The sequence below is a fragment of the Bdellovibrio sp. HCB337 genome (genome assembly GCF_047302465.1).
GTDB lineage: Bacteria > Bdellovibrionota > Bdellovibrionia > Bdellovibrionales > Bdellovibrionaceae > JACMRP01.
In genome coordinates this window covers 1,124,348-1,146,993 of sequence record NZ_CP178621.1, presented here as the reverse complement: position 1 = coordinate 1,146,993, position 22,646 = coordinate 1,124,348, and the positions used below count along the sequence as shown (strand labels likewise).

16 protein-coding genes are annotated in these 22,646 nt (G+C 46.1%); 8 read left to right on the top strand and 8 right to left on the bottom strand.

Annotated elements, in window-relative coordinates; genetic code table 11:
* Positions 1 to 4: 4 nt before the first annotated feature.
* From odhB to lpdA, 3 genes are all read left to right on the top strand, one after another.
* The gene (gene odhB, locus ACLWBB_RS05530; RefSeq protein ID WP_413290578.1) at positions 5 to 1,288 is read left to right on the top strand and encodes a 2-oxoglutarate dehydrogenase complex dihydrolipoyllysine-residue succinyltransferase; all 1,284 of its coding nucleotides are present in this window, start codon (positions 5 to 7) and stop codon (positions 1,286 to 1,288) included.
* Between the two features lie 185 nt (positions 1,289 to 1,473).
* The gene (locus ACLWBB_RS05525; RefSeq protein ID WP_413290577.1) at positions 1,474 to 1,845 is read left to right on the top strand and encodes a flagellar basal body protein; all 372 of its coding nucleotides are present in this window, start codon (positions 1,474 to 1,476) and stop codon (positions 1,843 to 1,845) included.
* Positions 1,846 to 1,931: 86 nt separating this feature from the next.
* Entirely contained in the window at positions 1,932 to 3,344 is a 1,413-nt protein-coding gene (lpdA, locus tag ACLWBB_RS05520) for a dihydrolipoyl dehydrogenase (protein ID WP_413290576.1), read from the top strand.
* Between the two features lie 308 nt (positions 3,345 to 3,652).
* On the opposite strand, the gene ACLWBB_RS05515 is transcribed toward lpdA, so the two are convergent.
* The 5 genes from ACLWBB_RS05515 to ACLWBB_RS05495 form a co-directional block, all read right to left on the bottom strand.
* Positions 3,653 to 5,674 (bottom strand): response regulator, encoded by a 2,022-nt coding sequence (locus tag ACLWBB_RS05515; protein ID WP_413290575.1) that lies wholly within the window; start codon positions 5,672 to 5,674, stop codon positions 3,653 to 3,655.
* Positions 5,675 to 5,689: 15 nt separating this feature from the next.
* Entirely contained in the window at positions 5,690 to 11,200 is a 5,511-nt protein-coding gene (locus tag ACLWBB_RS05510; protein WP_413290574.1) for a HAMP domain-containing protein, read from the bottom strand.
* 185 nt (positions 11,201 to 11,385) lie between these two features.
* Positions 11,386 to 11,682, bottom strand: a complete 297-nt coding sequence (locus tag ACLWBB_RS05505; protein ID WP_413290573.1) for a DUF5985 family protein — start codon at positions 11,680 to 11,682, stop codon at positions 11,386 to 11,388.
* Positions 11,679 to 11,888: a DUF5985 family protein gene (locus ACLWBB_RS05500; protein WP_413291589.1), complete on the bottom strand. Its 210-nt coding sequence runs from the start codon at positions 11,886 to 11,888 to the stop codon at positions 11,679 to 11,681. The genes ACLWBB_RS05505 and ACLWBB_RS05500 overlap by 4 nt, the downstream gene beginning before the upstream one ends.
* A 46-nt stretch (positions 11,889 to 11,934) precedes the next feature.
* Positions 11,935 to 12,336 (bottom strand): hypothetical protein, encoded by a 402-nt coding sequence (locus ACLWBB_RS05495; RefSeq protein WP_413290572.1) that lies wholly within the window; start codon positions 12,334 to 12,336, stop codon positions 11,935 to 11,937.
* A gap of 374 nt (positions 12,337 to 12,710) precedes the next feature.
* Between ACLWBB_RS05495 and ACLWBB_RS05490 the strand changes: the two genes are divergently transcribed.
* Both ACLWBB_RS05490 and ACLWBB_RS05485 read left to right on the top strand, forming a co-directional pair.
* Positions 12,711 to 14,042, top strand: coding sequence for a hypothetical protein (locus ACLWBB_RS05490; RefSeq protein WP_413290571.1), 1,332 nt, complete (start codon positions 12,711 to 12,713; stop codon positions 14,040 to 14,042).
* Between the two features lie 3 nt (positions 14,043 to 14,045).
* Complete coding sequence (locus ACLWBB_RS05485; protein ID WP_413290570.1) at positions 14,046 to 14,765, top strand: hypothetical protein; 720 nt, start codon at positions 14,046 to 14,048, stop codon at positions 14,763 to 14,765.
* 333 nt (positions 14,766 to 15,098) lie between these two features.
* Here the strand turns inward: ACLWBB_RS05485 and hutU are convergent, their stop codons facing one another.
* From hutU to ACLWBB_RS05470, 3 genes are all read right to left on the bottom strand, one after another.
* The gene (hutU, locus tag ACLWBB_RS05480; protein ID WP_413290569.1) at positions 15,099 to 16,751 is read right to left on the bottom strand and encodes a urocanate hydratase; all 1,653 of its coding nucleotides are present in this window, start codon (positions 16,749 to 16,751) and stop codon (positions 15,099 to 15,101) included.
* Between the two features lie 124 nt (positions 16,752 to 16,875).
* On the bottom strand, positions 16,876 to 17,259 hold the full coding sequence (locus tag ACLWBB_RS05475) for an AgmX/PglI C-terminal domain-containing protein (RefSeq protein ID WP_413290568.1): 384 nt from the start codon (positions 17,257 to 17,259) through the stop codon (positions 16,876 to 16,878).
* 171 nt (positions 17,260 to 17,430) lie between these two features.
* Positions 17,431 to 18,528: a DUF3419 family protein gene (locus tag ACLWBB_RS05470; RefSeq protein WP_413290567.1), complete on the bottom strand. Its 1,098-nt coding sequence runs from the start codon at positions 18,526 to 18,528 to the stop codon at positions 17,431 to 17,433.
* 97 nt (positions 18,529 to 18,625) lie between these two features.
* On the opposite strand from ACLWBB_RS05470, the gene ACLWBB_RS05465 reads away from it, so the two are divergent.
* Genes ACLWBB_RS05465 through ACLWBB_RS05455 form a run of 3 tightly spaced genes read left to right on the top strand, consistent with a single transcriptional unit; the run spans position 18,626 to position 22,645 of the window.
* Positions 18,626 to 19,372: a formyltransferase family protein gene (locus ACLWBB_RS05465; RefSeq protein WP_413290566.1), complete on the top strand. Its 747-nt coding sequence runs from the start codon at positions 18,626 to 18,628 to the stop codon at positions 19,370 to 19,372.
* Positions 19,369 to 21,777, top strand: coding sequence for an alpha/beta fold hydrolase (locus ACLWBB_RS05460; RefSeq protein WP_413290565.1), 2,409 nt, complete (start codon positions 19,369 to 19,371; stop codon positions 21,775 to 21,777). The genes ACLWBB_RS05465 and ACLWBB_RS05460 overlap by 4 nt, the downstream gene beginning before the upstream one ends.
* Complete coding sequence (locus ACLWBB_RS05455; protein WP_413290564.1) at positions 21,770 to 22,645, top strand: manganese transporter permease; 876 nt, start codon at positions 21,770 to 21,772, stop codon at positions 22,643 to 22,645. The genes ACLWBB_RS05460 and ACLWBB_RS05455 overlap by 8 nt, the downstream gene beginning before the upstream one ends.
* Position 22,646: the final 1 nt, after the last annotated feature.

Here is a 22,646-nt window from a genome sequence, read left to right as displayed (position 1 = left end):
AGCAATGAAAATCGATTTAAAAATTCCCACAGTTGGTGAATCTATCAGTGAAGCTACTATCGGTAGCTGGACAAAAAAAGACGGCGAATTCGTTAAGCGCAATGAGATCTTGATGAATATCGAAACCGATAAAGCCAGCGTTGAAGTTGTGGCAGAGAACGACGGCGTTCTTCACATCACAACTCCGGCAGGTCAAACCGTCCTCATCGGTGCGACGGTTGGTTACATCGACACTGAAGGCAAGCCCGCTGCAGCAAGTGGCAATGCAAATGTGACTAGCGCGATTTCTGCGGCGGCCGCGGCTTTTGATAAGCCAGCAGCACCACCTCCACAACCAGCTGCAGGTGCAACAAGCGGTGCGAACCAACACTTGTCCCCTGCTGTGAACAGAATCGTGACTGAAAAAGGTTTGGATCCTTCTTCAATCGCTGGAACTGGCAAAGATGGTCGCCTGACAAAAGGTGATGTTTTGACAGCAACGCCAGGTGCGGCACCATCTGCTACTTCAGCACCAGCTCCGGCTGCGAAAGAAGCAAAAGCCCCGGCAGCTCCAACAGTTGTTCCAGTTCCTCGTGGTCCTTCTAAGCAAGGCGACAAGAAACTGGTTCCAATGACAACAATCCGTAAGCGTATCGCTGAAAAGTTGGTTCAAGCTCAGCACAATGCTGCTTTGCTAACTACTTTCAACGAAATCGATATGTCTAAAGCGACTGAGCTTCGTGCGAAGTACAAAGACAAGTTCAAAGAAAAGTATGGCGTGAACTTGGGTTTCAATGGCTTCTTCGTAAAAGCAGCTGTTGAGGCTTTGAAAGAGTTCCCTGCTGTAAATGCATGGATCGTTGGTAACGACATCGAATTCCATAACTACTACAACATCGGTATCGCAGTATCGACTGAAAAAGGCTTGATGGTTCCTAACATCAAGGATGCTGACAATTTGTCATTGGCAGGTGTAGAACTTGCGATCCGTGACTTGGCAGGAAAAGGCCGCGACGGTAAAATCTCTTTGGATGATTTGAACGGCGGTACATTCTCTATCACGAATGGTGGCGTATTCGGCTCTTTGATGTCGACTCCGATCTTGAACGCTCCTCAGAGCGCGATCTTGGGTCTGCACAAAATCCAAGACCGCCCTGTTGCGATCAACGGTAAAGTTGAAGTTCGTCCAATGATGTACGTCGCTTTGACTTACGATCACAGAATCATCGATGGCAAAGAAGCGGTTAGCTTCCTCGTTCGCATCAAAGAGAACGTTGAAGATCCAGAGCGCCTCTTGCTTGAAGTATAAGAAATAGTTCCAACAAAAAAGCCCGGTGATGAACCGGGCTTTTTTTTATACCCGAATAAGACCAGTTTCTAACTAAAGTCCTGGGGAAAACCACGGACAATGACTCTCAAGCCAGCTTTTCTAGACATTCGCCTTCATTCAATTTCCCCCTCCTTTGAGTATAATATTCATATACAGGGGGTTCGATGCGTTTCATTCTCTTTGCAAGTTTGATATTGGTTTCTTCATTGTCTTTGGCCTCGGCAAAAATTTCCGATGCCTGTGAAATCAAAAAGAATACGCGCAATGAAATGAACGTAATCGCTTCTAATTTAGCCAATGTGAATACAACTCGTACTCCTGACGGAGGGCCTTACCGCAGACAGGAATGGGTTTGTAAGGGTCAAAACTGCGATGTCGTTCTGCATGACGACACCATCATTAAATACCTGCCAGGGCACCCTGATGCCAATCAAGATGGCTATGTGCTCTTTCCTTACATCAATCTTGTCACCGAGATGAAAGCCATGCTCCGCGCTTCTATAGCGCACGACGAAGCTCAGATCGCGTGTCCTTAAGTCCGTAATGCGAAGCTTCCGGCGTGACCCCTCGCCGTCTATAGCGTATACAGAAAGAGTATAACTCATCTAGAAGGATGCTCTTTATGTCTGAATCAACTCAATTTGATCTTGTCGTTATCGGTTCTGGTCCTGGCGGTTATGTCGGCGCGATTCGTGCTGCGCAATTGGGGCTTAAAACTGCCATCATTGAGAAAGACAAAACTTACGGCGGCACATGCCTGAACGTCGGTTGCATTCCTTCAAAAGCACTTTTGGAAAGCTCTGAACACTATCAGGCGGTTCAACATGATCTTGCAGGCCACGGTATCAAGATCAGCAAATTCGAATTGGATTTGCCAACGATGATGTCTCGTAAGGACAAAGTTGTAAAAACAAACACTGAAGGTATTGCTTTCTTGTTTAAGAAAAACAAAATCACTCCGTTTCAAGGTGTTGGTAAAATCCTAAAACCTGGTTCTGTTGAAGTGACTGCGGCTGATGGCACAAAACAAGTGATCACTGCAAAAAGCATCGTGATCGCAACGGGCTCTGTTCCCGTGGAACTCCCATTCTTGAAATTCGATGAAAAACGCATTGTCTCGAATACTGGGGCATTGGCACTTTCTGAAGTTCCAAAAACAATGATCGTTGTTGGTGGCGGCGTGATCGGTCTTGAGCTCGGTTCTGTATGGCAGCGCTTGGGTGCTGAAGTAACTGTGATCGAGTACGCAGATCGCTTGGGCGGTCCAATGGATCAAGACTGCATGAACGTGCTTAGAAAAAATATGGAGAAAGAAGGCGTGAAGTTCCTTCTTTCTACGAAAGTCACAGGTTCTAAATCTTCTGACAAAGGCGTCGAAGTCACTTATGAATCTTTAGCTGATGGAAAATCTCAAACGATGAAAGCCGATGTCGTGCTTGTTTCTACGGGTCGTAAAGCATTCTCGACAGGCTTGGGCTGCGAAGAAGTCGGCGTTCAAAAAGATCCTCAAGGTAGAATCATCATCGATAAACACTATCAAACGACTGTTCCTGGCATTTACGCGATCGGCGACGTCGTACAAGGCCCTATGCTTGCGCATAAAGCGGAAGAAGAAGGCGTAGCTGTTGCAGAAATGCTAGCTGGTGGCGCAGGTCACGTGAACTACGAAACAGTTCCTGGCATCATCTACACGCACCCTGAAATCGCGTCTGTGGGTATCACTGAAGAACAAGCAAAAGCCCAAGGCCGCGAAATCAACGTGGGTAAATTCCCATTCATGGCAAACGGCCGCGCCCGTGCAAAAGGTTTCACAGAAGGTTTCGTAAAAATCATCGCCGACAAAAAGACAGATCGTCTATTGGGCGCACACCTAGTGGGCCCAGGTGTCTCTGAACTGATCCACGAAATCGTGGTCTGCATGGAATTCGGCGGCAGCAGCGAAGATCTAGCAAGATCTTTCCACGCCCACCCTACTCTGAGCGAAGCGGTTCGCGAAGCTGCACTGGCAGTCGAAAAACGCCAGCGCCAAATGTAAGAAAAGAAAATACAAATAGTTCCAGAGTAGAAAAACGAGCTCTAACCAAGCTCGTTTTTTATTTCTGCACACCAAAAAATTCCTATGTTCTTAAAGTAGAAGCGCCAAACCAACAATTTCGAAGCAAATTTGAAGTGAGGGGGAAGGGCTTAGGGATCTTTCCAAAGGGGGCTTCAAGCGGCGCCACGATGGCGCGAACCACGCCAACGGCGTGGCGCTTGCGAAGGCCCGGAAGGCCGACCCCCGACGGGAAGAGCCCTAAGCCCTTCCCCCTCACTTCAAATCCCCGGTTCGAAAACAAAACCCAGTTAGTGTTGTGATAAATGTGAGATCTGTGAAATTAACCTTTTGCGGTCAATAGGTTTTGTCAGATGATCTGAACAGCCGACTTGCAAGCAGCGGTCTCGATCTTCTTTCAAAGCATGAGCCGTGAGTGCAATAATGGGTCTGCTGTAACCTTGTTTGCGCAAAGTGGTGGTCGCTTCGTAGCCGTCCATTTCTGGCATTTGAATGTCCATCAAGACAACGCCGTAGTCCCCACTCATTGCTTTCTTAACGCCCTCTAAACCATTATCTGCAAAGTCGACTTGTGCTCCGGCTCCGGTCAGGAATCGGCCAATCAAAATCTGATTGATTGGCGCGTCTTCCACCAAGAGCACCTTGATGCCTTCCAAAGATGCAACCTCTTCGCTGACCAAAGGTTTTTGGTCGACACGAAGAATGTCTTCGATCTTGTCCAGATAAGCGGTGCCATCCAGAGGTTCAGTATGCACTTCAATGATAAAGCTGCTGCCTACACCGGCTTTACTGTTTTCTAAGTAAACGTTCCCGCCCATGGCTTGCGCCAATGTTCGCGAAAGAGCCAAGCCTAAGCCAGTACCGCCAAAACGGCGTGTGGTCGAGCTATCCACTTGCACAAATGGTTGAAAGAGTTTTTCAGCCTGCTCTTGACTGATTCCAACACCTGTATCGCGAACACGGAAGCGGAAACTTTTGGTGGCTTCTTCCCACCCGATTTCCAACTTCACAGTGCCTTTTTGCGTAAACTTGATCGCGTTACTGATCATATTCAGCAAAATCTGCCGCAATCTTGTTGGGTCACTTGTCACCCGCTTAGGAATTGCATTATTCAGAATAAACTCCAGACCAATACCCTTGGTCTGAGACTTAATTCCCAACAGAGTTTTTAGATCACTAAGAAGTCCTGCCATATCGACTTCGATTTGTTCGATGTCGAGATGCCCAGCCTCTACTTTTGAAATATCTAAAATCTCATCAATGAGTTTTAAAAGCTGCTCACCACTACGACAGATAGTATTGATACTTTGAACACGCTCTTCGTAATTTAAATCCGGGTTCAAAAGCAATTCGGCAAAACCAAGAATCGCACTCAAAGGAGTTCTGATCTCGTGACTCATATTTGCCAAAAATTGAGTCTTCGCAATATTGGCAGAAACGGCCATGGTTTTAGCTTCAACAAGTAGTTTCTCGGCCAATTTGCGATCGTGAATGTCTGTACAAGTCCCAATCCAAGCGACGACTTTGTCGAGAGTATTAAGTTCCGGCACAGCTCGGACCCAATGCCATCGAACCTCACCGTCATGGCGGCGAATACGACACTCGATTTGGAAGGGGTCCCCAGAATTCATCGAATCCATCCAAGCTTTTAAAAACCCACGAAGGTCACTTGGATGAATAGCCTCTTGCCAACCAGATCCCACGCTTTGCTCAGAGCTAAGACCCGTATAATCTGCCCAAACTTTATTGAAGTAATCCAAAGTGCCATCCACTTTAGATTTCCAAATCATGTTGGGAACTGCGTCTGCCAAATTTCGGTAACGCTTCAGAGTTTCCATTTCAAGTTGGGCAAGCTGCAAATAGCGAGTCTGTCTTTCACTATCACGAATCAATGCATTTTGTTCTTGCAGCTGACGTGACTTCAGAAATAAATCGACAAAAATTCCCACCTTAGAACGCAGAATCTGCGGCTCAAAAGGTTTGAAAATGTAATCGACGGCACCGACCTCATAGCCACGATAAATGTGGCTATCATCTTTATTGATCGCCGTAACAAAGATAATCGGCGTATAACGGTATTTTTCCGTTGAACGAATATGACGAGCGGTTTCAAACCCGTCCATCTCGGGCATCTGCACGTCCAACAAGATCACCGCAAACTCATAACGAGTTAAGAGTTCCAGGGCCTCTTTACCAGATTGGGCCCTGACAAGATTTATATTTGGCAACGTCAACACCGCCTCGAGTGCAATCAAACCATCGAGGCGGTCATCCACAATAAGAATATCAACAGGAGGAATTTTTAAATCCATTATGCCTCAAAGGTTCTAGTGTTTCTTAATCCAAGTATACATTACAGACAGCAAGTGCGCCTCATCAACAGGTTTCGTGATATAATCAGATGCTCCGGCCTCGATACACTTCTCGCGATCTCCCTTCATGGCTTTTGCCGTCAAAGAAATAATCGGAAGTTTATCAAAGTCTGGCAGTTTACGGATTTGGCGTGTGGCTTCAAGCCCGTCCATTTCCGGCATCATCGTATCCATTAACACAAGATCTGTGTCTGAGTTGTTTCTCAAGACATCGATCCCTTGCTTGCCATTTTCCGCATAGACCACAGTCATGCCGCGCATTTTAAGAATACTGGTTAACGCAAACACGTTACGAACGTCATCATCAACAACAAGCACTTTGATACCGTTAAAGTCTGCGTCTGCTGGCAATTCTGGAACCTCTTGAACCACCTCTGTGCTTGTATCTGCAGTCAGAGCTTCAGCACCCATATACTTTTGTGGCAAATACAGCGTGAACACGCTGCCCACTCCAGGCTGACTGTCCACTTCGATAATACCACCCAATAGACGTGCGATTTCGCGACTGATTGTCAGACCCAAACCAGTTCCACCGTATTTACGGCTTGTCGTACCGTCAGCTTGTTGGAAGGCTTCGAAGATTAGTTTTTGTTTTTCAGGCGCAATACCAATCCCAGAGTCTGAAACTCGGAACATCAATGGCCCTTTGCCTCCACGACCTGTATGGTCACTAGAACGGCTACGATCAGCCAGAGCGATTTCTAGTTTTACATGGCCTTTTTCAGTGAACTTAAAGGCGTTAGAGAGCAAGTTTTTAAGAATTTGCTGCAAACGATTCTCGTCCGTGAAGATGGTACGAGGGATATCCTCGCCCGTCTTGATCTTGAACTCGAGTCCCTTGTGCTCTGCAACTGGTCTGAATGTTTGCTCCAAGTATTCTTGGATATCCACGACCTCGACAGCTTTTGGATTAACCGGCATTTTTCCAGCTTCGACTTTGGAAAGATCCAAAATCTCGTTGATGAGTGCCAACAAATCCTGACCGGCAGAGTGTACAGTGCTTGCGAACTTAACTTGCTCGTTGCTGAGATTTTTGTCTCTGTTCTCGGCCAAAGTTTTGGACAAGATTAACAAGCTATTAAGCGGCGTTCTGAGTTCGTGGGACATATTCGCCAAGAACTCGGACTTGTACTTGGAAATAAGTGAGAGCTGTTCTGCTTTCTCTTCGAGAGAGCGCGACGCCAACTCCACCTCTTGGTTTTTGACTTCCAAGAGTTTTGCTTTTTCTTCGAGCTCTTTTGCTTGAGCTTCCAATTCCGCATTTGAACGTTTCAATTCTTGTAAGAGTTCTTCCGTTCTCATACTTGAAGAGATCATGTTCAGGATAACCCCGATACTGTCCATCAATTGATCCAGGAAGTTAATATAGTTCTGAGTATACGGCGTGATCGACGCAAGTTCGATGACGGCTTTAAGTTCGCCCTCGAAGAGCACCGGCAACACAACAATATTGCGTGGTTTTTCTTCGCTCAGACTTGAAGCTATCATCACATAGTTGTCTTGTGGATGAGTCAGCAAAATACGTTTCTTCTCGAACGCGCATTGTCCGACCAAACCTTCTTTCAAGCGATAGCGGTTAGAAACATTTTTTCTTTCCGTAAACGCATAGCTTGCGATGAGATTCAAGCCTGGCTCTTCTCCTTCACTTTCATGCATGAAGAAGGTTCCTTGATGAGCGCCCACCAGCGGAGTCAACTCGGACATGATCAACTGAGCCACCGAAGTAATACTTCTTTGACCTTGCATCATACCAGAGAACTTCGCGAGGTTCGTTTTCAACCAGTCTTGCTCGTTGTTCTTTTGAGTGGTGTCTTTCAAGTTGCTGATCATCTGATTGATATTTTCAGATAACGCAGCAACCTCACCTTGTGCTTCAACCGAGATTGAACGAGTCAAATCCCCTTTGGTAACCGCAGTGGATACTTCTGCGATCGCACGCACTTGGGCTGTTAAGTTACCAGCAAGCTGATTCACGTTATCCGTCAAATCTTTCCAGGTTCCAGCAGCTCCAGGTACTTTCGCCTGACCACCCAGTTTACCTTCGATACCTACCTCACGAGCAACCGTTGTTACCTGATCCGAGAATGTTCTTAATGTATCGGTCATAGAGTTGATGGTTTCAGCAAGTGCTGCCACTTCCCCTTTTGCTTCCAATACGAATTTCTGATTCAAGTCACCGTTCGCAACCGCAGTTACGACCTTTACGATACCACGTACTTGTGTCGTAAGATTCGACGCCATGAAGTTCACGTTGTCGGTCAAATCTTTCCAAGTTCCCGCAACACCCGGTACGCGTGCTTGCGCACCCAGTTTACCCTCGATACCTACCTCACGAGCAACCGTGGTTACTTGATCCGCGAAGATACGAAGAGTGTCAGTCATAGAGTTGATGGTTTCAGCAAGTGCTGCCACTTCCCCTTTTGCTTCCAATACGAATTTCTGATTCAAGTCACCGTTCGCAACCGCAGTTACGACCTTGACGATACCGCGTACTTGTTTGGTCAAATTGGAGGCCATGAAATTTACGTTATCAGTCAGATCTTTCCAGGTACCAGAGACCCCTTTTACTTCCGCTTGGCCTCCTAGTTTTCCTTCAGTACCTACCTCTTTCGCAACACGAGTTACTTCGGATGCGAATGAGTTCAACTGATCCACCATCTTATTGATCACGTCTTTGATTTGAAGGATTTCGCCTTTTACTTCAACCGTGATCTTTTGACCTAAGTCACCAGATGCAATCGCGGTCGCAACTTTAGATACGTCACGCAATTGTACAGTCAAGTTAGAGGCCATCGCATTTACGTTATCTGTTAAGTCTTTCCAAGTACCAGACACGCCTTTTACATCGGCCTGACCACCTAGTTTTCCTTCGGTACCAACCTCTTTCGCAACACGGCTTACCTCAGTTACGAAGGAGCCTAGTGTATCCACCATTGTATTAATGGTGTCTTTCAGTTCTAAGATCTCGCCTTTTGCATCAACCGTGATTTTTTGTGACAAGTCACCTTTTGCTACGGCTGTTGTTACTTTCGCGATGTTACGCACTTGGGCTGTTAAGTTATTAGCTAGACCGTTTACGTTGTCGGTCAAATCTTTCCAAGTTCCCGCAACCCCTTTTACGTCCGCTTGGCCACCAAGGCGACCTTCGGTACCTACTTCTTTCGCCACACGAGTTACCTCGGCAGCAAAACTACGAAGTGTATCCACCATTGTATTGATGGTTTCTTTTAGTTCTAGGATTTCGCCTTTCGCATCAACCGTGATTTTTTGTGACAAGTCACCTTTCGCAACGGCTGTTGTTACTTTCGCGATGTTACGTACTTGGGCTGTCAGATTGTTCGCAAGACCATTTACGTTGTCGGTCAAATCTTTCCAAGTACCAGAGACCCCTTTTACTTCCGCTTGTCCACCAAGACGACCTTCAGTACCTACTTCTTTCGCAACACGAGTTACCTCGGCAGCGAATGAATTCAGCTGATCCACCATGACGTTGATGGTGTTTTTCAATTCGAAGATCTCGCCCTTCGCATCAACCGTGATTTTTTGTGACAAGTCACCTTTCGCAACCGCGGTAGTTACCTTCGCGATGTTACGAACCTGTGCTGTTAAGTTATTCGCTAGACCATTTACGTTATCTGTTAAGTCTTTCCATGTTCCGGAAACACCTTTTACTTCCGCTTGGCCACCGAGTTTTCCTTCCGTACCTACCTCTTTCGCAACACGAGTTACTTCGGATGCGAATGATGAAAGCTGATCCACCATCTTATTGATCACGTCTTTGATTTGAAGGATTTCGCCTTTTACCTCAACCGTGATTTTTTGTCCTAAGTCACCAGATGCAATCGCAGTCGCAACTTTAGATACGTCACGCAGCTGAACCGTCAAATTTGACGCCATCGCATTTACGTTGTCTGTCAGATCTTTCCAAGTGCCAGACACACCTTTTACATCGGCCTGACCACCTAGTTTTCCTTCGGTACCAACCTCTTTCGCAACACGAGTTACCTCTGTTACGAAACTTCTCAAAGTATCAACCATCGTATTGATGGTGTCTTTGAGCTCAAGGATTTCGCCTTTTGCATCAACTGTGATTTTTTGTGATAAGTCACCGTTTGCAACCGCAGTAGTTACTTTTGCGATGTTACGTACTTGGGCTGTTAAGTTATTCGCAAGACCATTTACGTTGTCGGTCAGATCTTTCCAAGTACCAGACACACCTTTTACATCGGCCTGACCGCCAAGACGACCTTCGGTACCTACCTCTTTCGCAACACGAGTTACCTCGGCAGCGAATGAGTTCAACTGATCCACCATGACGTTGATGGTATTTTTTAGTTCAAGAATTTCACCGCGTGCATCAACCGTGATTTTTTGTGACAAGTCACCTTTTGCTACGGCTGTTGTTACTTTTGCGATGTTACGTACTTGGGCTGTTAAGTTATTCGCAAGACCATTTACGTTGTCGGTCAAATCTTTCCAAGTACCAGACACACCTTTTACATCGGCCTGACCACCAAGACGACCTTCAGTACCTACTTCCTTCGCAACACGAGTTACCTCGGCAGCGAATGATGAGAGCTGATCCACCATGACGTTAATTGTATTTTTAAGTTCGAAGATCTCACCCTTCGCATCAACCGTGATTTTTTGTGACAAGTCACCTTTTGCTACGGCTGTTGTTACCTTCGCGATATTACGCACCTGATCCGTCAAGTTGCCCGCCAAGCTATTTACGTTGTCGGTCAAATCTTTCCAAATCCCTGAAGCTCCGCGAACGTCTGCCTGTCCGCCCAGCTTTCCTTCGGTACCTACCTCTTTCGCAACACGCGTTACCTCAGAGGCAAACGAGTTCAGCTGATCCACCATGGCATTTACCGTATTACCGATGCGGAAGAATTCTCCCTTTACGGTACGGCCGTCGATTTCAAGAGACATCTTTTGTGACAAGTCACCTTTCGCCACAGAGGTGATTACGCGCGCGACTTCTGTCGTCGGCTGCACAAGATCCCCGATGAGAAGATTCACAGAGTCGACGCTGGTCGCCCAGGCGCCACGTACTGTGCCCATGGACACACGTTCGGACATCTTACCTTCTTGTCCTACCGTGTTTCGAACACGCACAAACTCATTCGCCATACTTTGATTTAGTTCGATGATGTCATTAAAGACTTCACCGATCTCTGCGATGATGCCTTCTTCCAACGCCGGCATACGCACGGCGAAGTCACCACGACGCACAGCTTTGACAGTATAAAGAAGATGCCGCAGCTGTTCTTTATACTCCTTTGGCATAGAGTCTTTGCCGCCCTCTTCATGGTATTCAGGCACGTCATGGTCCAAGACTACGTCATCCAGGGCGCTTGTTTTAAGCACCTTGTTTTTTATGACCTTGGCTTTGTGATTTTTTTTAATTTGAGGTTTAGGAGCGCTTGAGTCTTGTGAAGACCGGTTCATAGTTTTTTCCATGCAAAAATAACCCCCTGAGACTTTTATCTATCTTTGCCGGTATACATGGAGCTGATTTTAAAAAGAAATGACGATTTCGTAACATCTTCACTATTCACGCTTTATAAACAAAAAATGCTGATATTTCGAGGGTTTTAAACGCGGCGGCAAGTACTTTATATGTCACCTGAAATAAAATTTGCCGCTTAGGGTTGAGGACGTTTTCGGTTTTTTTCGACAATCGCAACAAGGATCATAATAAACGCGCAGAGCCGCAATAAGTAAATCCAAAAACTTAATTCTGTCTGATCTTTTGGTTCTGGAGAAAGTGGAGTTTGCACAAATAGTACAACCACTCTTTCGAGTGACAAAAACCAACAAGCAACAGCGAAGTACTTAAAAAATTTGTCTTGCGAGGCCTTCCACAACTTCAAGAAAAATAAGCCAGAAGCCAGAAAGGCCGCCATGCTTACTCCAGCTAGAAACACCGTGTACAATATCATATAAGCTCCCAAATCAGACCACAGAGCATGACCAACCCGGAGAGCGCCCCAAGTACATTTCGCCAAAAGGGGCCATTCAAATTCACTTCAGGAAAAAGCGCGAGATCAACAAAAAGGAAAACATTGTTGAATGTGATCAAAGCAAAACTCAACGCGGTCCATAGCAACAATCTTGTCCCCGTGTGAGAGAAACCTCTGAACAACATGAGCGTGCAAAGAAAACTAAAAATCGCACATAGCAAGTACACTGTTTCAGCCATTGGAGTCTCCTTTTGGATCTTTCGGCGGAGCGATAACAAAGGCTTCGGCAATATCCCGCGCCTTTTTCATCGGAGAAAAAATCATTTCAAAAATTCGGTGGCGGTGAACCTTATAGGCTCCGCTTAACTGACGTATGATTTCATTTTTTTCAGAGCCTTCGGGTTTAAACTGAAACCCGCCCTCTTTTTTGTCGATAAGTTTTTGTGCGGCTAAGAGATTCAGACGTTTTTCGACAGACGACATGTTGGATCGCAAAGTTTGATGGACCTCACCAACGGTCCATACTTTGTGTGGTTCCGCATTTAACAGAAGCAAGATCTCCAACTGCTCCACAGAATCGATGTACTGAAAGACAAAATCTTTCACCTCTTTAGGTATCTCATTTTCAGACATGGGGGCAGGCTACAAGAAGGATTTTTATGAAGCCAGTGACGAAATCAGGATATTTCTTAGCTCCAGTACATGAACTGAAGCACTAGACAGAGAATAAAAAGGATAACGAAGGTCGTTTTGGTCCACATAAACATATTATCGTTCAAAATTGGCATTATCTTTACACCTTTTTAACAACCGCGACGAAAGACTCCTCCGAATCTCGAAATCGAGCATCTATCTCAGAATTCCCTCAGGAAAAACTCAATGTGGGGTGTTCCCTAGGACAGACGCGGCGCGATCGGTTGTTTTACACCAAGCATTGATGGTCCCAATTGCCAAGGGGGACGACACTAGGTACAGATTTTAGAGAGCCCTTGGGGAGGGGTTTTTCTATGGGGAAATTCTTAAGTTTTATTCTATACGCTTTCGTCATGACGTGGGCTTTCACGCCCATCGCAAACGCCCAAGTTTGGACCTCAGTAAATACTTGGTCTGAGGGCTGGGAAGACCACTATGCGAAATGGGTCCAAGAAAATTGGACTGCCGACTTCTTTTCCCGAGAAAGACTTCCAAACGGCCAAGCAAATCCTTACTTTGGCTTAAGAACGGACTGTGCGGACACGGTTTATTCAATGCGTTTGATTTTCGCTTACGAGAATCGACTGCCATTTGCGATGCAGGACCCGACCACAACAAGTCGCCTCATCACCAGCAATATGAAGCGCTGGAATCGCACTTCGGATGAAATCCAAAGAGTGCGAAAATTTTTGCTTTATATATACGACCTAGGCAGCACAAAATCGCTTCCGAATGATACGTTCCCAATTCCAGTTACTCGCGATTGGGTGCGTTCAGGAGCATTGATTCGTACCACGCAACTGAATCATCACTCTTGGACAATTAAAGAAATCCAAGCGATCGGTGTTCCACATTTGGTATTTAACTCGACGATCGGAAGCAGTTCTGGGTCTGAGTTGCAAGAACGCGTGTCGTGGCCAAACCCTTATTGGGTGTTTGAGGGAAATTTCACACCTGCCAGCGAAGCAGGATTTCGCGGCTGGCGCCCCATCAATTACATTACACGCCCGGTGTGGGAAACTCCCAATTATAGCGAGGAGCAATTCCAAATTCCGCTGAGCAAGTGGCAAAAGACGGTGCAGAAGAAACTCGCGTTACGCCAAGAAGGCGATGACCAAATGTTACGCCGTCTAGCAACGACCGCGTGTGAGGCCGCAAAAACTCGTATTGCGTCAGTGAAAGAGGGCGTGCAGTTCCTACGCTCGCTAAGCACAACCTGCATGACTGCCGAAGATTATGATACTTATTCGACCCCGAGCCGGGATCAGCGTCTGTTTGATGATATGGTGGCTCTGCGCCGTGCTTATAAGGATATCTTGAAAACCAACAATGGAAATTCAATCTCTGAAGATATGAAAAACCAGATGGATAAGATATTCCCATATATTCAAAAGTCTGCACGTGGAGAAACAGATCGCATGCCGGTATCACGTATTGATGAAGATTCATATTGTGTCATTACTTATGATGTCGGTCAGAGAATTGATTTTGCTGAAGCTAAACGAAGACTCTTTGCGGGTCTGATGTCTAACAACCCTCTAGATGAAATGGAATACCGTTGGGGCGCAAGACAAGGCCCTTCACCTAGAGCACAGGTCTGTCCAAGCTGGGATGTTTGGAAACCTGATCTGAAACAGGCGGATTAATATATGGAAAGCGATTCGACAAAGGCCCCTCGTGAAAAACAAATTCGATGGGCCGCAATTATAGTGACCTTCTTCTTCATCGGTCTTGCCATCGATTATTTCTTCCTGCACATTCTTTTCAAAGAAAAGATGCGCGAGCAACAAAAACAGGAGCAACAGCAACAAACCGAACCAAGTTCGCGCCTAAACGACGCTGAAAAAGCAAAACAAGCAGCCAAAAACCCACCAAAAGGCACTCCACTCACCCAATTCCAAAACATCATAGAAAAGTGCCTAGGCGACAAAGACCTAGCAAAGAGCACATCCACAGACGTACTCATCAAAGAATTGGAATCAAAAAACCCAGTAAAAGAAACCCAATTCCAACTAGAAAACACCCACATCAGATTAAGCGACGGCACCACCCGCCGCCTGCATCTGATTCAAAGTGACAGCTCAAACAAAAAGAACGCAAAAGAACTAAGATATTTCAAGCTAGATGAAGAGGGATTACCAGTAAGCATCCCACTAGAAAACAAAGACAGAATAAACCCAAAACCAGAATTCATAGCAGAACTAAAAAAACAGGGAACGCAGATTTTCCATCAGGTTAAGGAAAACAAGCTACTAAAAGACGGAACAATCCTCGCGCTGAATACAGTCAACGACAGAGTCTTCGAATTCCAACACTTCGGCAAGGGCAACACCCTATCGTGCCGAGAATTAGACTGCCGCTGCCAATAACCAGGCCAGACAACAACGCATAGAAAAAAATAGCGAGAACCAGTAATGATTCTCGCGCTACTCATTCAGCACAAAAAAAACGCGCCAAAGAAGAATTATGTTTCAGGATCCGCGCAAAAAGAAGCTCGGAGAATGCATGTGAATTTCGAAGACGGCATTTGCGGATGGAGTGGGTTTGTGGAAACTCCCTCAGGCGGCCTCAGCGGGGCCTGGATGGCCCTCGGAGTGCTTGTACACAAGCGCTCCGAAGCTGCGAGGCCTGGAGGGCCGTGCCGACTGAGGGAGTTTCCACAAACCCACTTCAGCCGCAAAGGCCCGTGTAAGAAAGACGGACTAGATCCAGAGACTACGAACTCCGCGTTCGCGAGCGACTGCAACAGCATCTTCGTATCCAGCGTCGACGTGACGGAAGACTCCCATTGCTGGGTCGGCAGTAAGAACGCGTTCAAGGCGTTTAGCAGCTTCAGGAGTTCCGTCTGCAACGATAACTTGGCCAGCGTGTTGGCTGTAACCCATGCCGACGCCGCCGCCATGGTGAAGACTAACCCAAGTAGCGCCACATGCTGTGTTCACAAGAGCGTTGAGGAGAGCCCAGTCGCTGACTGCGTCTGATCCATCTTTCATGGCTTCGGTTTCGCGATTTGGACTTGCGACAGAGCCGCAATCCAAGTGATCGCGACCAATCACGATTGGTGCTTTTACTTTTCCTTCGGCAACGAGTTTGTTGAACATAAGTCCCGCTTTTGCGCGCTCACCGTATTCCAGCCAGCAGATACGTGCTGGTAAACCTTGGAATGCGATTCTTTCTTCGGCCATATCCAGCCAGCGAAGAAGATCTTTTTTGTGAGGGAAAAGTTCTCTCATTGCATTGTCAGTTACTTTGATATCGTTAGGATCGCCAGACAAAGCAACCCAGCGGAAGGGACCGCTGCCTTTGCAGAACAAAGGACGGATGTAAGCTGGAACGAAGCCTGGATAATCGAAAGCGTTTTTAACGCCTGCTTCTTGAGCGCGTGCACGAAGATTGTTGCCGTAATCGAAAGTGATGGCGCCTTTGTCTTTCATTGCGAGCATTCCGCGAACATGTTTTGCCATGGAAGCGTAGGCTGCATCCAAATAAGCTTTTTGATCGCGTTTTCTGAACTCGGCTGCTGTTTCAACAGTGTAACCTTCAGGAATGTAACCCACGAGTGGATCATGTGCAGATGTTTGGTCGGTCAATAGATCTGGAGTGTAGTTTTTCTCGATCAATTGCCAAATCACGGTCGCCATATTGCCTTGAACCGCGATGGATTTTGCTTCACCAGTTTTGTTGTACTTTGCGATTCTTGCCAAAGCATCATCAAGATCTGTGGCAACTTCGTCGATGTATTTTGTTTCAAGACGTTTTTGAATACGAGTTGGATCGATCTCTACTGCAAGAACGCTAGCTCCTGCGAAAACACCGGCAAGAGGTTGGGCTCCGCCCATGCCGCCAAGACCGGCTGTCAAAATCGTGCGACCTTTAAGATTACCACCGAAATGTTGGCGACCGGCTTCAACAAAAGTTTCGTAAGTTCCTTGGATGATGCCTTGAGTGCCGATGTAGATCCAAGAACCCGCCGTCATTTGGCCGTACATCATCAGACCTTTTTTATCGAGCTCGTTGAAATGTTCCCACGTTGCCCATTTAGGCACGAGGTTCGAGTTCGCAAGAAGCACGCGGGGTGCATTCTCGTGAGTTTTCAAAATCCCAATAGGTTTTCCGGATTGAACAAGAAGGGTCTCGTCATTTTCAAGATTCTTCAGAGCTTCTAAAATTTTATCGAAGCTTTCCCAGTTGCGCGCAGCTTTGCCGATACCGCCGTAGACGACAAGGTCTTCGGGACGCTCAGCCACGACAGGATCAAGATTGTTCTGAATCATGCGATAAGCGGCTTCTTGCAGCCAGCCTTTGCAAACCATTTTATTGCCTGTAGGCGCGCGAACAACACGTGACTGAGCCATGAAATCCTCCTGAAAAATGAGAGCTAAAAACTAGATTCAAAGCCCCATTTTTTCAAGAGAAGAGGTACGGCCTTCTTTTTGGCGCCGCAATGCAGTGCCAAAAAGAAGGCCGTACCTCTAGGTGTTATTCCCCGAATTGGAAAGGATACGATACTGGGAACGTCTTTCCTGCTTCTGCTGCAGGGAAAGTCCAGTTCACCACTCTTTCGGTCACACAACCTTCCAGAGCTGGATTTTTTGATGTGTTTTCTTTGATAGCCAGATTCTGAACAACGCCCTTATCATCAATGTCCCAGCTGGCAGTCACTTTGCCCTTACTGGCCATTCCTTCGATGATAAGATCCGTATAACATTTTTGAACCTCTTGCAGTTTCTGTTTTACGACCTTGCGTACAGCCGCTAAATCTACACCGCCAGAGACTTCCTTCTTATTTGTTTTGGCTAGGCCCTCATAACTCAGCAGAGAAATCGCGAAGAAAAGGACCGTAGCTGAAATTCCATTTTTCATAATACACCGTCCCTAAAGACAGTATACATCAGAGCCAACACCGCTCCCTACCACAAAATGAATTGCCGATTTTTTGTTCACTAATTCAACAAAAAGTAAGGCATTCAAAGAGTTTAGCGAATCTTCCTGGACCTGCCCAAAGCCCAGTCACCTCTCAGAGACATTTTCGCTCTAGGACTTTTTAAAAATGTGGAATTGGTAGACGCCCGTTCCGTCCATCTTTTGCGCCCAGACATCTTGGTCTTTGCACTCTTGCCAGCCGCGCGTGTCCGGCGCCGTTGGTGCTCGCATAAAAGAGCGGATCACCACTTGCGAATTTGACTTCGTTTCGGGATGCAGGCCTTGCAAAATCTGATTGGCATTTTCCTGAGGCAAATAAGAGATGGTGTCTGAAAGCGAAATGAAGTCATAATTTTTACGAGGCAAATGCTCGAGCAAATTGCCTAACAGATAATTTACTTTTGTTGGAGCACTCTTCACTTTTTCAAAAATATGCTGATGAGCTTCGAGCGGCAAACCTTCTTCGTAAGCGATTTTTCCTAAGAACAAAATCTGCATAAAATAGTTTTTGCGCACAAGCTGGGATCGGAAAATACGGTCAAATTCTTCCTGCACAAATTGATAAGGTGGACGAGCTTCTGTCTTAGCTTCGCTGCGCCCGCTGAAGTGTCCTTTGTAGAGGAATTTATTAAACACATACTCGCTCGCAGCGACGCGCATGAAGCTTTTCCAGCGTACATGCGGCCAGTGTTTTTCATAAAGTTCAATCTGCTCACTCAATGTTTGGGCTTCAAACACCTTTGAAAAATCGCATTGCAAAACATCACGGAAAAGATAGCCCAACTTTTGAAAGTGGCTTTCCCAGCGACCTAACAAAATAAAACCTCGTGGACTCCAACCGGCGCTGCGCTCAAGCCAATACGTTTTTGCATCTGGACTGAGTTCAATTTTGTTGAAGATCTCTACCCGACTGTCGCCCTGGTCTTTTCCAGACTGCAGAGCTCCACGATATCCCAGAAGGAACAAATATTCTTCATACGACAGAACTTTGGTCGCTTGATACCGCAACTCACAGAGATAATTTTGACTGACGGACATGTCCACAACGTCGAGTTCTTTGGGGTGACGTGCAATCAAAGGCAAGCAACGTGCGCCAGACCCAGCAATACTAAACACTCGGGACATTTTTTCAGGAAGAAGATCGTATTCAACACGGGTGTCTTCATTGGCTAAAGTATAATTTAAGTCGGAAAAATATTCCTGGGCCACGAATCATCCTTTCAGCAAACTTTCATAGTGATCTCTGTAGTCGCATCCACTATAATATTTTTACACAAGAAAATCATCTCGGAGAAAGACCAGATTCATGAGTTTGAGAGTTCTTCTTGTCACTTCTAGAGTGACCTTTGTTCCAGAAAATTACAACCAATTGGTTTGCGGACTCGCAAGCACACCTCACGTCGTGGGTTGCGTAGTGATAGACAATCGAGAATGGAAAATGGTGCTTCAAGGACTTGCCCTGCTGCTGACAGGTGCGGCACCTCGAATGGGACTGCAATTACTCACCAATTTCTTTGGCGATTTGATGAAGCATAAGCGCCAAGCCTATGAAGGCTCTGGAAAATTGTTTTTGGTTGTCAAAGACCTGAATGCAGCGGCGGTCCAGAGCGTTCTTCTTCGCGAGCGCATTGATTTGATCGTAAACGCGCGCACTCGTACTATTTTTAAGAAACAGCTTTTGGAAACTCCCCGCTTGGGTTGCATTAATATCCACCACGGTCTTTTGCCGAATCAACGGGGCCTTATGTGCGATTTCTGGTCGCACCTCGAGAATACGTCCACGGGATTTTCAATCCATCAAATGACGCCTAAGCTCGATGATGGAAATATCCTTAGCGTTGTCGAAGTTCCTTCGGATAAAACGGACTACATGAAATCCATTTACGAAGGTTCCAAATTGGAAGTTCAGGCTACCAAAGAAGTGATCGCAGATATTGCTTCGTCTGGAACTATTGCGGGCTTTAAAAACGAAAAAACAGAACAAACCATTTACCGTAAAAATCCCGGCATCGTGGATTTCTTTAAATTGAAATTTAAAGGGGTTAAAATATGAAAACCATCATTGCATTGCACGGCAACCCCGGCTCACCAGCCGATTGGAATGTCTTAAGCTCTAAACTCGATTCTTCTCAATACCAGCTTAAGGCCGTCGAAAACTACGACGACTCTTGGAAAAGCGAAGTCATGAAAGGCTCTGATAAGAAAATCCTAATTGGTCACTCTTGGGGAGCTTACTGCATCCTGAAAAACCTGCGCGAGCTTGCACCATTCGTTGAAAAGGTCATCTTAGTAGCACCTTACATTCAAGCCGAGCGTCCTTTGTCAGGACTTGCTTCGATGCTTTTAAAACTTCCCGTTATTGGCGAGGTGTTGACTAAAGGCAGTCATAAAAAATCCAAAGACGCTTTTGTGGCTGATTTGATTTCTCCGAATCAGGTTTCGGACATTCCTTACTTCCAGACGCTGAAAACATACTTCGAAGATTGGCACGTGTGGGAAAAAACGGTTCACTACAAACTGCAAATGCAATCCGCACCATGGACCACCGACGACGTTGTTGATGATGTTTCCATCACGACTCTGTTTGGTGAACTTGATAAAATCAGCAATCCTGTGATTCAAAACATCGCACTGACAAAATTCCCCGATGTAACAACAAAAATTATTTCTGGCACGGGCCACGGACTTCTGTGGAGTCATCCTGAAGCGATCTTGGCTGAAATTTCCGGAGACAGCGCACACTCTCAGCCAAAAATCGGATATCACCCTGGACAAGACGAAAGAAACAACGTCATCAGCTACATGGAAAAGCATTTACGTGAGTTTCCAGATCGCATAGCGCTTCGCTGGGCGAACAGAGAATCCATGTCTCAGTGGAATGGTTCTCCAAATACTCCGATCAAACACGACGAAATTACCTACAAAAACTTTGCAGCACGCATTAACTCGTTTGCTCGTGGACTGCTGGATATCGGCATTCAAAAAGGCGATCGCGTGATCATCTTCTTGCCAATGAGTCTTGATATGTACACGGCGATGTTTGCCGTACAACGTATTGGTGCAATTGCCGTCTTTTTGGATTCTTGGGCGCGCAGTCATCACTTAGGCGCTTCTGCAAAGTGTGTAGACCCAAAAGCGATGATCAGCTTCCAGCAGGCGTTTGCGTTGGTGGATCAGGTTCCAGAATTTAAAACAATGCCGATTCGAATCATGTACGGTCCTGGTGAAAACTGCACTCACCGTTTCCCCGAACTATTAAAACCAACCGCTTCACCAATTGCCGCGGTTGAAAGTGAATTTACGGCGCTTATTACATTCACAACAGGATCTACAGGAACTCCGAAAGGAGCCAACCGTACTCACAGATTCTTATCAGCTCAGCATCACGCGCTTTCTCATGTGATTCCATACACCGAGAAAGACAAAGACATGCCAGCATTCCCAATTTTCAGTTTGAACAACTTGGCAAGTGGCGTGACTACGATTTTGCCGGCCGTGGATTTAGCAGCACCTTCTGAAAGAGATTCTGCGATCCTTGCGTGCCAGATCATGAACGAAGACATCAATTGCACGACGCTTTCACCAAGCATGCTTGTGGGCCTAGCTCGTTACTGCAAAGAAAATAAGATCATTCTTAAAAACTTGCGCCGTGTAGTGACTGGTGGCGCGCCGATTTCTAAAGATGACGTTAAGAACTTCTACGACATCGCTCCGCAAACCGACCTGTGGATTCTTTATGGCTCTACAGAAGCAGAACCAATGGCCCATATCGAAGGCCGCGACATGCTCAAAGAAAACCCTGCCGCAGATCCAGAGATCATTGAAGAAGGCGTGAACGTCGGTCACATCAGCGAAGACATCGCTTACAAGTTCATTCGTATTAAAGACGGTCCGATTGATTTGAATGAAACATCTTGGTCTAAAATCGAAGTCGGCCAAGGACAAGTCGGTGAATTTATTTGTACTGGCGACCACGTTTGCCGTGATTACTACAACAACACCGAAGCCTTCAAGACGACAAAAATCATGGACGAACAACACCGCGTTTGGCATCGCACCGGAGATTTGGCTTATATCGACGCTAATAAAGATCTTTGGATCGTAGGCCGCGTGAACAACGCGATTGAACGTGCAGGTCAGTATTACTTCCCAGTTCGCGCCGAAGTTCTCTTAAAACGTATGCCGTTTGCTTATCGCTGTGCTTTCTTGGGAATTCCAGAGGCAAAGCTTGGTGAAGCTACACATGCTGTTGTCGAGCTTAAAGCTGAACTTGATAAAAACACTTTTGACTTTGCTTCTGCGAAAAAAGAAATCAACCGCGTTTTTGCTAAGAACAAAATCCCGGTGGATCAAATCCAGTTTGTACACAAGGTCCCAATGGATCCTCGCCATCACTCCAAAGTAGAGTACAAAGCACTCCGTGAACAACTCAAAGACCCAGGAGCTATCATTGCGTAATTGGTGGATACTCATACAAGAGCGTTTTAGTCCCGTCGCCTACGTCCCGATGATTCTGGTTTTTTCGTGGGCCAATGGACTCTATTTAGCCAATGCTGCTCACTACACATTTGAAACCAGTAAATATGTTCTGACTGCGCTTTTGATGCTGAGTTTTTTCTTCCGCATGCGTTGTTTCGATGAAATCAAAGACTACGATGTGGATTTGAAAATAAATCCTACCCGTCCTCTTGCACGTGGCATTCTCAGCGTTGCTCAAGTCAAAAAGGGTCTCTTTGTAATGATTCTTTTTGAATTGTTACTTTCAGCCTACTTAGGGTTTTGGCCTTTTGTAATTCATACGATTGCTATTTTCTATAGCCTGATGATGTATGAAGAGTTTTTCGTTGGCGATTTGCTAAGACCTCACCTAACCACCTATGCGGTGACTCATACCTTTGTCAGCGTGCTTCTAGGAATTTCGGCGGCGACAGCCATCACAGGTTTTAATTTGCAGAAACTGACTTTTGCAGATGCCTGCTTCTTTTTGATGAACTGGGCCTTCTTCAATCTCTTTGAGTTTGCAAGAAAGACCTTCGCCCCTAGCGAAGAACGCCCGAATGTTCCAAGTTACAGCAATATCTTTAAACCTCTTGGCGCATGGCTGTTGTCATGGTCCCAGGTGTTCGTAGGCATCGTGCTTGCGTATTTTGCACTTAGCAATTCAAGCCGCTTTTATTGGCTGGCTGCTGCTGGCGTTGTCTATACTCTGATGACCTTGGGGTACGCACTAAAACCTCAAGCGAAAATGGCAAAAATATTTAGAGATGTCACTGGAATCTATTTGCTTGTTCACTATGTTCTTCTTTCTCTTGTGATAGGAGCTTAAG

Bases quoted from the DNA above. Each gene is read 5' to 3' on its own strand.
- ACLWBB_RS05515 (WP_413290575.1), bottom strand. From the start codon at position 5,674: ATGGATTTAAAAATTCCTCCTGTTGATATTCTTATTGTGGATGACCGC.
- lpdA (WP_413290576.1), top strand. From the start codon at position 1,932: ATGTCTGAATCAACTCAATTTGATCTTGTCGTTATCGGTTCTGGTCCT.
- ACLWBB_RS05460 (WP_413290565.1), top strand. From the start codon at position 19,369: ATGAAAACCATCATTGCATTGCACGGCAACCCCGGCTCACCAGCCGAT.
- ACLWBB_RS05490 (WP_413290571.1), top strand. From the start codon at position 12,711: ATGGGGAAATTCTTAAGTTTTATTCTATACGCTTTCGTCATGACGTGG.
- hutU (WP_413290569.1), bottom strand. From the start codon at position 16,751: ATGGCTCAGTCACGTGTTGTTCGCGCGCCTACAGGCAATAAAATGGTT.
- ACLWBB_RS05495 (WP_413290572.1), bottom strand. From the start codon at position 12,336: ATGTCTGAAAATGAGATACCTAAAGAGGTGAAAGATTTTGTCTTTCAG.
- ACLWBB_RS05485 (WP_413290570.1), top strand. From the start codon at position 14,046: ATGGAAAGCGATTCGACAAAGGCCCCTCGTGAAAAACAAATTCGATGG.
- ACLWBB_RS05510 (WP_413290574.1), bottom strand. From the start codon at position 11,200: ATGGAAAAAACTATGAACCGGTCTTCACAAGACTCAAGCGCTCCTAAA.
- ACLWBB_RS05525 (WP_413290577.1), top strand. From the start codon at position 1,474: ATGCGTTTCATTCTCTTTGCAAGTTTGATATTGGTTTCTTCATTGTCT.
- odhB (WP_413290578.1), top strand. From the start codon at position 5: ATGAAAATCGATTTAAAAATTCCCACAGTTGGTGAATCTATCAGTGAA.
- ACLWBB_RS05505 (WP_413290573.1), bottom strand. From the start codon at position 11,682: ATGATATTGTACACGGTGTTTCTAGCTGGAGTAAGCATGGCGGCCTTT.
- ACLWBB_RS05500 (WP_413291589.1), bottom strand. From the start codon at position 11,888: ATGTTGTTCAGAGGTTTCTCTCACACGGGGACAAGATTGTTGCTATGG.
- ACLWBB_RS05465 (WP_413290566.1), top strand. From the start codon at position 18,626: ATGAGTTTGAGAGTTCTTCTTGTCACTTCTAGAGTGACCTTTGTTCCA.
- ACLWBB_RS05475 (WP_413290568.1), bottom strand. From the start codon at position 17,259: ATGAAAAATGGAATTTCAGCTACGGTCCTTTTCTTCGCGATTTCTCTG.